This is a genomic window from Micromonospora peucetia, assembly GCF_900091625.1.
GTDB lineage: Bacteria > Actinomycetota > Actinomycetes > Mycobacteriales > Micromonosporaceae > Micromonospora > Micromonospora peucetia.
The window spans coordinates 2,409,350-2,423,035 of the sequence record NZ_FMIC01000002.1 but is presented as its reverse complement, the minus strand read 5'-3'; the positions used below and the strand labels follow the sequence as shown (position 1 = coordinate 2,423,035).

At 74.1% G+C, this 13,686-nt stretch carries 12 protein-coding genes; 4 read left to right on the top strand and 8 right to left on the bottom strand.

The features are described 5' to 3' along the window. Positions 1 to 275 precede the first annotated feature (275 nt). Complete coding sequence (locus GA0070608_RS11335; RefSeq protein ID WP_091626402.1) at positions 276 to 2,078, bottom strand: alpha/beta hydrolase; 1,803 nt, start codon at positions 2,076 to 2,078, stop codon at positions 276 to 278. 247 nt (positions 2,079 to 2,325) lie between these two features. Between GA0070608_RS11335 and GA0070608_RS11330 the strand changes: the two genes are divergently transcribed. After that, positions 2,326 to 2,673 carry a hypothetical protein gene (locus GA0070608_RS11330; protein WP_091626399.1) on the top strand — a complete coding sequence of 116 codons (348 nt, stop codon included), beginning with the start codon at positions 2,326 to 2,328 and terminating at the stop codon, positions 2,671 to 2,673. Here the strand turns inward: GA0070608_RS11330 and GA0070608_RS11325 are convergent. From GA0070608_RS11325 to GA0070608_RS32590, 7 genes are all read right to left on the bottom strand, one after another. After that, positions 2,650 to 4,161, bottom strand: a complete 1,512-nt coding sequence (locus GA0070608_RS11325; protein ID WP_091626395.1) for a serine/threonine-protein kinase — start codon at positions 4,159 to 4,161, stop codon at positions 2,650 to 2,652. The genes GA0070608_RS11330 and GA0070608_RS11325 overlap by 24 nt on opposite strands. Before the next feature lie 31 nt (positions 4,162 to 4,192). Beyond that, positions 4,193 to 4,663, bottom strand: coding sequence for a hypothetical protein (locus GA0070608_RS11320; RefSeq protein ID WP_091626392.1), 471 nt, complete (start codon positions 4,661 to 4,663; stop codon positions 4,193 to 4,195). A gap of 131 nt (positions 4,664 to 4,794) precedes the next feature. Continuing rightward, a complete protein-coding gene (locus GA0070608_RS11315; protein ID WP_091626388.1) occupies positions 4,795 to 8,379 on the bottom strand; it encodes an adenylate/guanylate cyclase domain-containing protein in 3,585 nt (1,194 codons plus the stop codon). Next, on the bottom strand, positions 8,376 to 9,203 hold the full coding sequence (locus tag GA0070608_RS11310; RefSeq protein ID WP_091626385.1) for an MBL fold metallo-hydrolase: 828 nt from the start codon (positions 9,201 to 9,203) through the stop codon (positions 8,376 to 8,378). Before GA0070608_RS11310 ends, GA0070608_RS11315 begins: the two co-directional genes overlap by 4 nt. 123 nt (positions 9,204 to 9,326) lie before the next feature. Further along, positions 9,327 to 9,788, bottom strand: coding sequence for a RidA family protein (locus GA0070608_RS11305; RefSeq protein WP_091626382.1), 462 nt, complete (start codon positions 9,786 to 9,788; stop codon positions 9,327 to 9,329). Between the two features lie 76 nt (positions 9,789 to 9,864). Then, complete coding sequence (gene sp36, locus GA0070608_RS11300; protein ID WP_018222171.1) at positions 9,865 to 10,020, bottom strand: Sp36 family protein; 156 nt, start codon at positions 10,018 to 10,020, stop codon at positions 9,865 to 9,867. A 46-nt stretch (positions 10,021 to 10,066) separates the two neighbouring features. Next, on the bottom strand, positions 10,067 to 10,552 hold the full coding sequence (locus GA0070608_RS32590) for a hypothetical protein (protein WP_091626379.1): 486 nt from the start codon (positions 10,550 to 10,552) through the stop codon (positions 10,067 to 10,069). A gap of 312 nt (positions 10,553 to 10,864) precedes the next feature. Between GA0070608_RS32590 and GA0070608_RS11290 the strand changes: the two genes are divergently transcribed. From GA0070608_RS11290 to bagB, 3 genes are read left to right on the top strand one after another with little or no spacing between them, the layout of a single operon-like run. Next, positions 10,865 to 11,473, top strand: coding sequence for an Rv0361 family membrane protein (locus tag GA0070608_RS11290; RefSeq protein WP_091626374.1), 609 nt, complete (start codon positions 10,865 to 10,867; stop codon positions 11,471 to 11,473). Positions 11,474 to 11,499: 26 nt separating this feature from the next. Beyond that, the gene (gene bagA, locus GA0070608_RS11285) at positions 11,500 to 12,477 is read left to right on the top strand and encodes an ATPase BagA (protein ID WP_091626372.1); all 978 of its coding nucleotides are present in this window, start codon (positions 11,500 to 11,502) and stop codon (positions 12,475 to 12,477) included. Between the two features lie 54 nt (positions 12,478 to 12,531). Next, positions 12,532 to 13,683 (top strand): ArsA family ATPase, encoded by a 1,152-nt coding sequence (bagB, locus tag GA0070608_RS11280; protein WP_176733694.1) that lies wholly within the window; start codon positions 12,532 to 12,534, stop codon positions 13,681 to 13,683. Positions 13,684 to 13,686: the final 3 nt, after the last annotated feature.

The following is a 13,686-nucleotide window of genomic DNA, read 5'->3' as shown; positions in this document are numbered from 1 at the left end:
GCGCGCCCACTGGCCTGCGGTGGAGGACAACATCGGGGCGTGTCGGTCCTTGCTGTCACGGGCCATGACCCCTCTGGGACGGGGTGGCAACCTCAGTCACCGCCCGCATTGCTGTGACTGGACTTCCTCCGCCTGAGGGTGATCATGTCTGCTCCCCTGCGACTGGCACCGAGAGAGCGCCGTCGTGGCCAGCCGGCCCCGGGCACCCGTCGCGCGGTGTGCCCAACGCGGCCGGGGTGCGGCGGGCACCCGAACGCCCGCCGCACCCCGGGTCCTCAGCGGACGGTCAGCGTGCCGACCGCCGGCAGCGGGGCGACCACCGGGGGTAGCCGCTTCGGCTCGCCCCGGCCCGGGGCCCCCTGGGCGGCCAGCGCGCCCTTCGACGTTTCCGCCCGCCGGCTCGCCGCCGCCTCCGGCAGTGCGACGAACGGCTGGACGTCGCCCACGCAGACCCTGCCGTTGGCCGGCAGCGCCCCGCGCAGCAGGTACGCGTCGATCGCGCCGGTCGCGCAGGCCGACGTCCCGTACGCGGTGTGCCCCCAGCTGTCGCTGCTGAGCAGGCGACTGTTCGGCAGCAGCCGGGCCGAGCTCACCGCACCCCGGTAGTTGGTCGCCGGGTCCCAGTAGTTGCCCACCACCAGCACCGGGGCGCTGGTGCGCCGGTTGAACGGCCCGGTGTAGGCGTCCTCATCCCGCACGGTCCAGGTCTTGCGGGCGCACGGCGAGGTGAGCCAGGTCCAGAGTCGGCCGAAGTACGGGTCGCGCTTGTCGGCCTTCGCGGCCAGCGCCGGGAACGAGCCGGCGTCCTTGGGGTGGTACCCGTCGGTGCAGTCCACGCCGAGGAAGGTCTCCAGCCCGTTGTCGTACGGGAAGTCGTACCGTCGGGCCTGCTCACGGACCTCGGCGGCCTGCCGGGTCACGTGGACCGACGCGGGGCGGCGGGCGGCCGGGGACGACGCCGGGTCGGTGAGCACCAGCAGCGCGGCGGTGAGGTCGACGACCTCGGCGTAACCCTCCGGCCCGTAGAGCGCACTCAGGTTGGCGCCGATGAAGTCGGCGTACGTGATGGTGACCGTGCCGAACTCGGGATCCTCGATCACCACCGGCTTTGCCCGCAGCCGCTTCGCGACCAGCTCGAACGAGGCGACGGGGTCGCCCTCGGCCAGCGGGCACGCCTGGGCGCCGGCCCGGTCGCACCGCACCAGGATCTCCCGCAGCGCCTGGTACGCGCCCTGCCCGCTGCGCATCCGGTCCTCCTGAGGCAGGTTGCGTGCCCGGCCCTGACCGACCCAGTCGTTCGGGTTCAGCACGCCGTCGATCGCCAGGGCACGGACCCGGTCCGGGAACATGTTGGCGTAGTACTGGCCGAGCACGCTGCCGTAGCTGAAGCCGAGGTAGGTGAGCTTCCGGTCGCCCACGGCGCGGCGCAGCACGTCCATGTCCCGGGCGACCTCGGCGGTCGACATGGCGCCGGTCAGCGGCTTGCCCGTGCTGGAGCAGCCCTTTCCGACAGCCTTCGAGGAGGCGACGTACGCCTTCTCCTCGGCCTTCGTCCACGGGAACGCCACGTTCAGCCCGGCGTACGCCCGGGTCTGTTCCTTCACGGAGGGGAAGCACCTGACCTGCTGGCTCGCCCCGACGCCACGCGGGTCGACGCCCACGATGTCGAAGCGGTCGAGCACCTCGTCACTGATGAAGTACGGCGCGGCGAGCGCGACGGAGGTGCCGGAGCCGCCGGGGCCACCCGGGTTGATGAAGAGGCTACCGATCCTGCGCTGCTGGTCGCGGGCCTTGACCCGCAGCACGGCGACTTCGGTCGTCGGGCCGTTCGGCTTGTCGTAGTCCTGCGGCAGCCGGACGGTGGCGCACTCGGCGTAGTCGTAGCAGGCGTACCAGTCCAGGTCGGGCGTGGGCACCCGGTCGACCCGGCGGGCCTCCTGGGGGCTGGTCCGGTCGGAGGTGACCGGACGGTCCCCGCCAGCGGGGGACGGTGCGGCGGTGGCGGGTGTGACCGCGGCGCCAGCGAGGAGGACGCCGGCGATTCCCGCGGCGGCGAGGGACCGGTTTCGTCGTGGCATGTGGACGCCTTCCGGTGGGCGACAGGACGGTCGAGCCGTGGCTCGACCTCCGTCACTCTAGGGAGCGCCAGCTATGAATATCGGCTGGCGAGGGGCCATATATCCGACAAGCCGTCAGGCGATGTAACGAATATTTCACGGTCGACGCTATTCGCCCTCTCGCGCGGAACAAGATCTTTGCGCGAAATCATCGCACCGGCGGTGGCCTCCCGGTTGACAGCAGCCCCGCCGGGGACATCCTTGACGGGTGAGTATTCCGAGGCCCGACGCGCGGGCGAAGGCGGTCGTCGCGGCGCTGACGGCGGCCTCCCTGCTGGTGACGCTGATCGTGTGGGGACGTCAGGATCTCGTCGGGGTGACCCTGGCGCTACTCTGCGTCCTGTCGACGATGATCGCGGCGGTGTCGGTGGCGGCGGTCCGGCAGGAGGAGGACACGGAACCGGCGGTCACGCCGGGCGTCCCGGGGCACCCGGCCGGGGGCATGTACGGCATCGACGCCGACACGCTGGAGTCGCTCGACCACCGGGAGGCGGTCCGCGCCATGCGGGAACGTCACCGGGGACGCGGCGGCTCAGCGGCCCGTGAGGGTGGGTGAGGCGAGCGCGTCGAGCCCGCGCCCGGCCAGGCAGCGGTACGTCCGGTCGGCTTCCGCACCGGCCGGGGGCAGCACCTCCAGGTTCCAGCCGCCGGCGTAGCTGATCCCGCTGGTGAGCCGGAAGGTGGTCTCGTTGCAGACCCGCCGCACCGCCGCGTCGGCGCTGACCTCGTCGTGGTCGGCGCCGACCAGGGTGTCGGGAAGCCGGCCCTCGGCATAGCTCTCCCAGGTGTGCTGGCCCTCGCACGGCACCCGGGCAGCGCGGGCCCGCGTGCCGAGCACCTCCATCGGCCCGAAGCACTCCAACTCGTCGGCGCAGCCCGCGCCGGCGGGCAGCCCGGTCGTCAGGGCACAGGCGGGCAGCACGGCGCTCGTCGCCGCCACGCTCGTCGCCGCCGCGTCGGCCGTCAGTGACGGGCCCGGGGTGGACACCGTGCCGGCCAGCCAGGCACCGGCGCCGGCCGAGGCGACCAGCGCGACCATCCCGGCACCGCCGAGGAACCAGCGCCGCCGACGCCGCTGGCCGACGGTGGGCACCGTGGGGTGCGGATCCTCTACCGGCGGTCGCGGGGCGGGCCGGGAAACCCGGTCGACGGCGTACGGGCCGACGGGGCCGGAGCCGCCGATGACCGGGGCCCCCGGGCCGCCCGCGCCACCCGCCGGGTCGAGCGGCAGGCCGGCCAGCAGGTCGCGTAGCTCGACGGCCGAGGGACGTTCGCCGGGATCGTTGGACATCCCGACCCGGAGCACGTCGATCATCCTGGCCGGCACACCGGGCAGGCCGGGAACCGGCTGGTGGAACATCTCCAGCACGGTGACCAGGCTGGGGTTGCGCTCGGACTGCCAGCGCGGCGGGCGGCCGTGCATCACCGCGTAGAGGGTGGCGCAGAGGGCGTAGACGTCGACGGCGGGCGACGGCGGGCTGTGGTTGAACATCTCCGGCGGCGCGTAGGCCGGGGTGAGCACCTCCAGGGCGACCGAGGCGTCACGCATCTCGCCCACCACGGCCAGCCCGAAGTCGGCCAGTACCGCCGGGTTGAAGTGCGAGTGGAGGATGTTCGCCGGCTTCACGTCGCGGTGCAGCACGCCGGCCGCGTGCGAGTGGGCTATCGCGTCGGCGATCTTGACCCCGAGGTCACGCGTCTCGGCCGGCCCGAGCGGCGAGGTCCGCATCCGCTCGGCGTACGAGCCGTCGCAGAGCTCCATGATCAGGTAGGGGTGCTGGTCGATCGTGACCCCAACGTCGAAGAGGTCGACCACGTGCGGGTGCGACGACATCCGCCCGGCGGCCCGCGCCTCGCGCAGGAAGCGGGCCTGGTCATGCTCGCTGTCGAGCGTGCGATTCTCCACCTTGACCGCAACCTCGCGCCCCACCGAGATCTGGGTCGCCTTGTAGATCGTCGCGTAGCCTCCCCTGGCAAACACGTGCAGATCGGTCAGACCGGGCACAATGGGCAACGGCAGGGCGCCGGGCGGGGTCTCGGTCACAGCTCTGAAAATACCCAATCGGACTGACGACTCAGTGAACCGCATCAGCGGCCGGTACGGCACCGGCGGCGGAGACGCCTCCACCGCCCGCCGCTGCCGGACCCGCGCGACGGTCGTCCCACCAGAGCCCGGCGGCGGTCGCCACCGCGCCCAGGCCCTCCCAGAGCGCCACCCCGAAGAACCGCCCGGGCGCGATGTCGGCCAGCACCGCGATGCTGAACACCGTGAACGTGACCAGCCGGAACACCACTGTGAACCGGAAGAACGGGCGCCACTCGGTGGCGGTGGCGAGCAGGTAGTAGACCCCCATGTTGAACGAGGCCATCGAGGAGGCCGTCAGGAAGGTGCCGGTGTGGTCGCCGACCGCGCGGGTCGCCGGCACCTCGAAGCCGAGCAGGCGCAGCAACGCCTCCGGCCAGACCAGCCCGACCGCGCCCATGACCAGGGCCAGCACGCCGAAGACCGCGATCGTCCATCCGGCGGCCGAACGCGGCAACCTCATCACGGCCCTCCCCACATCCGACGCGGTCGCACGACCGACCGCCCCTCGGACCTGACACGCTATCGGCCACCCCCGACACACCGCATCCCCGGAATCGGCAGACCTTCCCCGTGCCCGGATTCGCGGCGGGACTAGGGGGTGGCGAGGCGGGCGCGCAGCGCGTCGGCGGCGGCACGCTCGCTGCGCTGCTCGGTCGCGTACGCCAGGCGGACCGCCTCCTCGGCACTGGCCAGCGCCTCCTCCGACCGGCCGCAGGCCGCGAGCGCCTCGGCGAGCACGCTCGCGGCGATCACCTGGCTGCGCACGTCCTCCGCCGGGGCGGTGACGGCCCGCCGGGCCCAGTCCAGCGCCTGCTCGCACTGGCCGTGGGCGAGCAGCGCGGAAGCGTACCGGGCCATGGTCTGGCGGCGGGAGAAGAGCAGCGAGGGCACGTTGGCGGCGGCGGTGGCCACCGGGGCGAGCAGCCCGACGGCGGTCGCGGAGTCGCCGGCCGCCAGCCGGGCGGTGGCCAGCAGCACCCGAGGTCCCACCTGGGCGGGCGCCTGCGGGTTGTGCGGCTCCACTGCGGTCAGCACCGACCGGGCGGCCCGCTCGGCCGTGTCGTAGTCGCCCAGGTCCAGCGCCACGAATCCGCGCAGTGTGCCGGCCATCCCGGTGAGCAACGGGTGTGACGTCCGCTCCGCGTACGACAGCGCGTCGGTGAGCAGGTCGGCGGCGTGCCCCGGCTCGCCCAGCCCGCGTGCCACGACCCCCCGGACGACCAGCGCGAACCCGCGCCCCCAGTCGTCGGAGGCGGCGGCGAACTCCCGGTACGCGCGGCGGGCCCCCCGGTCCGCCTCGGCCAGCTCGCCCAGCTCGGCGGTGGCGAACGCCTCGACCGCGCGCAGCGTGCCCACCGCCCATGCCTCGCCGACCCGCTCGCCGAACGGCAGGAACACCTGCGCCAGCCGGCACGCCTCCCGCAGCCGGCCGGCCAGCAGCCGGGCGAAGGCGGTGGTGCCACGCAGCCAGGCCCGCCCGTACGGGTCCTTCAGCTCGGCGAAGAGCCGGGCGGCCCGGCCGAGCACGGCATCGGTGCCGGCGAAGTCGCCCCGGGTGGTGGTCACCCAGGCCAGGTTCTGCAACGACCAGGCCTGCCCCCGGCGGTCCTGCGCCTGGAGGCTCACCTGGTACGACGCGGCGAGCCGGCTGCTGGCCTGCCCCAACCGCCCGGCGATGAAGTCGGCCATCCCGAGGCGGCGCATCGCCGAGGCACGCATCGTCGGCAGTCCCCCGGCCGTGGCCACCTGCAACGCCTCCTGCCAGTTGTCCGTCGCACGCACCTGGTCGCCCATGGTCTGGTGGGCCTGCCCGGCGAGCAGCAGCGCGCTGGTCCGGACGGCGGACTCGTCGCCGGCGTTGGCGGCGATCTTCTCGGCGGAGGCGAGGGCGTCGGCGGAGCGGCCGATCTGGAGCAGCGCCCGGGCGTGCACCACGCGGTCGGCCGCCGGCACGCCGTCGCGGGCCAGTTCGGCGGCGCGTTCGGCGTACTCCACGGCCAACGCGGGCTCGCCCGCCTGTAGCGACCGGCGGGCGGCCCCGCCGAGCGCGACGACGCCCAGCGGGACGACGGCCCGCGCGGGCGCGTCCGGCCGCAGCCCGACCGCGTCGGCCAGCGCGGCGGCCCGCTCCACGTGCTGGGCCACGAAGACGTCCCGGGCCGCCTCGGCGAAGCCGCCCGGTGTGCCCGCCCCCGACAGCGGGTCGGGCGCGGCCCACCGGGCCAGCGCCGCGTGCCGCTCGGCCAGCTCGGCCTTGCTCACCCCGGCGTACGCGGCCTCCCGCATCAGCGGGGTCGCGAAGGCGTACCCGGTGCGGGTGCGGTGCAGCATCCGGCGTTGCAGCAGCTCCTCGACGGCCCGCTCCAGCTCGACGGCGACCACCGCCGCCGGTCGGCCGTCACGGCCGGCCCGCTGCTCGCGCAGCGCCTCCAGCGCCCCGTCCGGCACCGTGTCGCCGACGACCGCCGCGTCCCGCAGCACGGAGCGGGCCTCGGCCGGCAGCGCGTCGATGCGCGCGGCGAGCACCGCGGCCAGGTCGCGGGAGAGCAGGCGGCTGCCGAGCGAGCCGGGCACCAGTCGCCAACTCCCCGAGGTCGGGGAGTTCCGTTCGGCGACGGCGGTCAGCGCACCCCGCTCCATCAGCAGGGTGACCAGCTCGGCCAGGTAGAACGGGTTTCCCTGGGCGGTGGCGAGCAGCCGGTCGGCGTCGGCCTGCGGCAGCCTGCCGCCGTTGAGGTAGGTGGTGAGCAGCCGGGCCGCGTCGGCGCCACGCAGCGGCGGCAGCCCGTGCACCTCGGCGTCCGCGACCCGGGTCAGCGCCCCGGCGGTACGCACCAGCTCGGGCCGGCCGAGCAGCAGCACCAGCACCGGGCCGGCGAGCCGGGACAGGGTGACCCCGAGCGCCTGGGTGGTCTCGGGAGTGGCGTCGTGCAGGTCGTCGACGACGACCACCAGGGGCGCCTCCCCGGCGAGCGCCGTGAGCAGGTCCGCGACCGCGTTCGGCACCGCGTCGGCGTCGGCCGGCTGGGCGGTGCCCCACTCGCCCTGCTCGGCCGGGCCGCCGCCGGGCAGCTCGGCGTACCCGAGCAGGGCCAGCAACTGGTCGGTGGCGACCGGCGCCGGAGCGCCGGAGCGGCTGAGTCGCTGGCCGAGCCGGCGCAGGCGCTCCTCGACGGCCGGGCGGGTCAGCGCGGTGGCGGCGTCGCTGGGCAGGCCGACCGCCGCCCGGACCAGGTCGGCCAGGGGTGCGAGCCGGCGCCGCTCGCCGAACGCGGCACAGCGCACCGAGAGCACCCGGGCGCCGGTGTGCGCGGCGTACCGGCCGGCGCCGACGTCGTAGCCGGCGGCGAGGCGTTCCACCTCGGCCGCGAAGCGGGACTTGCCGATCCCGGCCTCGGCGGTCATCAGCAGCACCCGGGGCTCGGCGCGGTCGATCACCTCGGCCAGCCGGCCGGCGACCCGACCGATCTCGGTCTCCCGGCCCACGAAGGGGGCCTCGTCGCCGAGGCCGGACCGGGTGCCCGGGGCGTCCAGGAGACCGAGCAGCTCGTACGCCTCGACCGGCTCGCGCTTGCCCTTGAGCCGCAGCGGACGCAGCGCCCGCCAGGAGGCGACGTGCCGGGTGGCGGCGGAGGTCCGCGACCCCGCGTAGATCGCTCCCACGGCGGCGGCGTCGGCCAGCCGGGCGGCGGTGTTCACGGTGTCGCCGATGACCGTGTACTCGATCGCGGCCTGGATGCCGGCGATCACGTCGCCGGTGTTCAGCCCGACCCGCAGGCCGAGCGGCGCGCCGCCGCCCCGTTCGTCGTCGAGTACCCGGCGGACCGCACGCTGCATCGACAGCGCCGCGCGGACGGCCCGCTCGGCGTCGTCCTCGTGCGCCACGGGCGCGCCGAAGACCGCCATGATCCCGTCGCCGGTGAGCTTGTCGACGTGACCGCCGAACGTCTTCACCGCGCCGGCCAGGGCGGCGAGCACCCGGTCGGTGACCGCGCCGACGCGTTCCGGGTCGAGGTCCTCCGACCAGGAGGTGAAGTCGGACAGGTCGCCGAAGAGCACCGTCACCACCCGGCGCTCGGCCGCGGGCAGCGTCGCGGCGGCCGGCAGCGCGGCGCCGCAGTTGTGGCAGAACCGCGCGCCGGGCACGGCGACGGTTCCACACACCGGGCAGGTCACGCTTGCTCCAACCTCGCGGTACCTCCGCCGGATTCCCGGCCCAGGTACTCCAACTGGGCCCGGACGGACCACTCGGCGGCCCACCACAGCGACCGGTCGACGTCCACGTAGACCGTCGCGACCACCTCCGCGGCGGTGCTGGCGCCCTCGGCGACCGCCGCCCGGACCTGGTCGAGCCGGGCGCGGCGGTGGGCCAGGTAGAAGTCGGCGGCGGCGGCGCAGTCGGCCAGCGCCGGGCCGTGCCCCGGCAGCGCCGGGATCCCCCGGTACGCGGAGAGCAGCTCCAGGCTGGCCAGATAGTCCCCGAGGTCCCCGTCCGGGTGGGCGACCACGGTGGTCCCCCGGCCCAGGATGGTGTCGCCGGTGAGGATGACCCGCTCGTCGCCGTGCTCGACCAGGAAGCAGACCGAGTCGCCGGTGTGCCCGGGGGTCGGCACGAGCCGGACGCTCAGGCCGTGACCGCCCAGTTCCTCGCCGGGCGTGGCCAGCGGCTGCCCGGCGAGGGTGTGTGCCGGGTCGGCGGCGCGTACGGGCACCCCGTCGAGCAGGTCGTGCAGGCGGCGCGAGCCGTCGGTGTGGTCGGGGTGGCCGTGGGTGATCAGCACCAGCCCGATCGGCCCCCGCGCGACGATCGCCGCCAGGTGCCCCTCGTCGGCCGGCCCCGGATCCACGACAACGGCGTGCTCCTGCCCCGGAGCACGCAGAACCCAGGTGTTGGTCCCATCAAGCGTCATAGGCCCCGGATTAGGAGCAAGCAGCAACGCAACCCAACCCGGCAACTCGCCGGCAAGCGCCGCCGCCGGCGCGGTGAAGTGCCCGGTCATGGCTGCGATCGTACGGCCCCGCCGGCCACTCCCCGCGATCTTGCAGTTTCAGCCCTTGATACGTCCCACTTCACGGCTTTTGCCGGGGCATAAAGTGCAAGATCGCGGGGGAGGCGGCGTGGGTCAGGAGACCTCGACTATGACCTCTACCTCTACGGGGGCGTCGAGGGGGAGTTCGGCTACGCCCACGGCACTGCGGGCGTGCCGGCCGGCCTCACCGAAGACCGCGGTGAACAGGTCGGAGGCGCCGTTGATCACGCCGGGCACGGCGGTGAAGCCGGGGGCGGCGGCGACGAAGCCGCCCACCTTGACGATCTTGACGACGTTCTCCAGGCCGACCAGCGAGTCGATCGCGGCCAGCGCGTTGAGGGCGCACCGCTGGGCCAGGTCCTTGGCCTGTTCGGCGGAGACGCCGGCGCCGACCTTGCCGGTGGCGAGCAGCTTGCCCTCGACACTCGGCAACTGCCCGGAGACGTAGACGAGTTGCCCGGACTGGACGGCCGGCACGTAGCTGGCCACCGGCGGGACGACCTCGGGCAGCGTGTGCCCGAGCTCGGCGAGCTTCGCGTGCGGACCGTTACTCATGCCGCCACCTCGCTGCGCTCGGCGGTGTCAGGAGACACCGACGCCCTGAACAGAATGACTCGCTCGCTCCGCTCGCTCATGCCTTCGGCCGCTTCAGGTAGGCGACGAGCTGCTCCGGGTTGGGACCGGGAACCACGGAGACGAGTTCCCACCCGTCCTCACCCCAGTTGTCGAGGATCTGCTTGGTCGCGTGGACCAGCAGCGGGACCGTGGAATATTCCCACTTCTGCATTGGTGGAGGGCTCCCTCGGATGGAGTTCGACTTCTCGACGCACAGCCTACGGTCCGGCGGACGGGCGGGACGCGGGACGCTGCTCCGGAGGCATCGGCACCTCCCCGCAGGGCCCACCGTGCTCGTACGGCTGGGGGCAGCGGGAGCGGTCCGCCAGCAGCAGGTCGCAGAAGACCCGGTGCCGGTTGTTCTGGTCGTCCGTGCTGGACACGGTGGTCTCGCCGGCGTCCAGTTCGGTCAGGAAGCTCAGCGAGGTGGCGACGGTGCCGGCCAGCGCGGTGGCCGCCCTCAGGTCGGCGACCCGGATCGGCAGGTGGATGACGTACCCGGGCTCCTCCTCGTCCCGGCCGCCCGGGCCCGGCCGGCCGGCCGGGCGCACCGCCTCGACGGGCTCGGCGAGCCGCCGGTACGACCGTTCGTTGACGGGCAGGCCGGCGCTACCCTCGGGTTCGCCCGAGAAGCCGGACCCGGGCCGCCGCGCCCGGTCCCCCGCCGGGAACTGGGCTCGATGGATGTTGTCCACGTCGCGCATGCCTTGCCTCCGGACGTCGTGCCTGGTCACGTCAACGCTCACGGGCCCGGACCGTCCGTCCGCCCCGTCCCCCACACCGCTGAGAACGTAGGTCCGTGGCGACAGACCCGCAAACAGGACGCGCACGTTCGATCACGTGAAGTCACATATGCGACACAGTCTTGGTAAGGAACCCGACGGCACTCGCCGCCCCCCCGGAGCGGGGAACCGACCGCTACCCTTCCGGTCGGACGGGCGCTCGCCGGCTCGCCGCCAGCTCGATCACGCGCGTCGCCGGGGCAGGCGACGACGTCGCAACCCCGGGGGAATGAGATGACCCAACCGCCCAGTGGTGGTCCCGTCGGATCGCCGGCCGAGCAGCCGGACACCCCCACGGTTCCCGACGCCGCCGCCCCGCCCGCGCCGACGGCCGCCCCGGACCCGTCGAGCCCGCCGCCCCCGGCCGGGGACCCGGCGTACCAGCCGCCCGCCGCACCCAGGAAGAAGCGCGGCGTGCTCATCGCCTCCATCGCCCTGGCCGTGATCCTGCTGCTCTGCGCCGTCGGCGGCGTCGTCGCGTTCCTGACGCTGCGCGACGCCGAGAGTGGCGAGGGCGCCAAGGAGCCGGCGGTCGCGGTGGACGAGTTCCTCAAGGCCGTCTACCAGGACCGCGACGCGGACCGGGCGGCCGGGCTGGTCTGCTCCTCGTCCCGCGACGAGAAGAAGGTCGCCGCCAAGGTGGCCGAGGTCGAGAAGCACGTTGCGGCCCACCAGAACCCCCGGTTCAGATGGAGCAGCCCACAGGTGGACAACCAGACCGCCGACCGCGCCACGGTCATCACCAAGGTGACCATGACCACCGCCGACGAGAAGGTGGCCGACCAGGACCTGCGGTTCACCGTGGTGAAGCAGACGGGTTGGTGGGTCTGCGAGGTCGGCTGACTCCACGGCCTGGATAGGCTCGACGGGTGCGAGCAGCAGAGTCGCCGGCCGACCCGGCCGCTACGGAGTGGCCGGCCCGCCTCCACGTCGTGACCGGCAAGGGCGGCACCGGCAAGACCAGCGTCGCGGCGGCGCTGGCCCTCGCGCTGGCCGCCGGCGGCCGGCGCACGCTGCTGGTCGAGGTCGAGGGGCGACAGGGCATCGCCCAGCTCTTCGACACCGATCCGCTGCCGTACGAGGAGCGGCACCTGACCGACGCGCCGGGCGGCGGGGAGGTGCGGGCCCTGGCGGTGGACGCCGAGGAGGCCCTGCTGGAATACCTCGACATGTTCTACAAGCTCGGCGCGGCCGGCCGGGCGCTGCGCAAGCTCGGGGCGATCGACTTCGCCACCACCATCGCCCCCGGCCTGCGGGACGTCCTGCTCACCGGCAAGGTGAAGGAGGCGACCACCCGCACCAGCGGGCAGCGGCGCGCGTACGACGCGGTGGTGCTGGACGCGCCGCCCACCGGGCGGATCGGCCGGTTCCTGAACGTCACCGCCGAGACGGCCCGGCTGGCCAAGGTCGGCCCGATCAAGACCCAGAGCGAGGGGGTCGCCGCGCTGCTGCGCTCCCCGATCACCGCCGTGCACGTCGTCACCCTGCTCGAGGAGATGCCGGTCCAGGAGACCGTCGACGCGATCACCGAACTGGCCCAGCTCGGCTTCCCCGTCGGGCGGGTGATCGTCAACAGCGCCCGGCCGCCGGTGCCCGCGGGCCGGGTGGTGACCGCCGCCGAGCTGGAGCGGGGGCTGCGCGCCGCCGGGCTGCCGACCGACCGGAACACCGTCGCCGGGCTGGCCGCCGAGGCACGCGACCAGGCCATCCGCCGCGAGCTGGAAGATTCGCTCCGGACCGACCTGGTGGAGCTGGGGCTGCCGATGATCGAGCTGCCGCTGCTGCCCGACGGGGTGGACCGGGCCGGCCTGGACCGGCTCGCCGCGACTCTCCTGCGGGCGGATTGACTCACACCTGGACCCGGCACGGGCGCGCGGACCGACTCGGCCCGATACGCTCGATTGGTGCCTTCCGAAGACGCGGCGCCGCAGTTGGACGTCGATCAGATCCTCGCCGATCCGGGCGTCCGGATCGTGGTGTGCTGCGGGGCGGGCGGGGTGGGAAAGACGACCACGGCCGCCGCGCTCGCGCTGCGGGCCGCCGAACAGCACGGCCGACGCACGGTGGTGCTCACCATCGACCCGGCCCGCCGGCTGGCCCAGTCGCTCGGGCTGACCGAGCTGGACAACACCCCCCGCCAGGTGAAGGGGATCGACGTCGAGGCCAGCGGCGGCGAGCTGCACGCCATGATGCTCGACATGAAGCGCACCTTCGACGACGTGGTGCTCCAGCACACCGATCCGGCGAAGGCGGCGGAGATCTTCGCCAACCCCTTCTACCAGGCCATGAGTTCGACCTTCGCCGGCACGCAGGAATACATGGCGATGGAGAAGCTGGGCCAGTTGCACGCCCGGGGCGAGTGGGACCTGATCGTGGTGGACACCCCACCGTCCCGCTCGGCGCTGGACTTCCTGGATGCCCCGGCCCGGCTGTCCCGTTTCCTCGACGGGCGGATGCTGCGGCTGCTGCTGGCGCCGGCGCGTACCGGCGGGCGGAGCATGTTCAGCCTGGTCACGGCCTCGTTCGGGATGTTCTCCAAGATCGTGCAGAAGGTGCTCGGGGCCCAGTTGCTGACGGATCTGTCCGGTTTCGTCGCCGCGCTGGATTCGATGTTCGGCGGCTTCCGGCAGCGCGCCGAGCAGACGTACCGCATCCTCCAGGCCCGGGAGACGGCGTTCCTGCTGGTCGCGGCGCCGGAGCCGGACGCGGTCCGGGAGGCCGCCTACTTCGCGGGCCGGCTGCGCGAGGAGAAGATGCCGCTGGCGGGCCTGGTGCTCAACCGGGTGCACCGCCCGGCGGTGCCCGGCCTCGACGCGGCGAAGAGCCTGGCCGCCGCGGAGCGGCTGACCGGCCTCGGTGGGCACCAGGGCACCGTCGACGTGCTGCGGGCCCACGCCGCGCTGGCCCAGCAGGCGGTACGCGAGCAGCAGGTGGCGGCCCGGTTCACCGAGGCGTTCCCGGCGGTGCCGGCGGTGCCGGTGACCGCGCAGCCCGCCGACGTGCACGACGTCGACGGGCTGCGGACGATCGGCACGGCACTCAGCCGGCCATGACGG

What these genes read in the sequence shown, in the direction of transcription:
- GA0070608_RS11335 (WP_091626402.1), bottom strand. Translation starts at nt 2,078, where the DNA reads ATGCCACGACGAAACCGGTCCCTCGCCGCCGCGGGAATCGCCGGCGTC.
- GA0070608_RS11320 (WP_091626392.1), bottom strand. Translation starts at nt 4,663, where the DNA reads ATGAGGTTGCCGCGTTCGGCCGCCGGATGGACGATCGCGGTCTTCGGC.
- GA0070608_RS11310 (WP_091626385.1), bottom strand. Translation starts at nt 9,203, where the DNA reads ATGACCGGGCACTTCACCGCGCCGGCGGCGGCGCTTGCCGGCGAGTTG.
- GA0070608_RS11305 (WP_091626382.1), bottom strand. Translation starts at nt 9,788, where the DNA reads ATGAGTAACGGTCCGCACGCGAAGCTCGCCGAGCTCGGGCACACGCTG.
- sp36 (WP_018222171.1), bottom strand. Translation starts at nt 10,020, where the DNA reads ATGCAGAAGTGGGAATATTCCACGGTCCCGCTGCTGGTCCACGCGACC.
- GA0070608_RS32590 (WP_091626379.1), bottom strand. Translation starts at nt 10,552, where the DNA reads ATGCGCGACGTGGACAACATCCATCGAGCCCAGTTCCCGGCGGGGGAC.
- GA0070608_RS11290 (WP_091626374.1), top strand. Translation starts at nt 10,865, where the DNA reads ATGACCCAACCGCCCAGTGGTGGTCCCGTCGGATCGCCGGCCGAGCAG.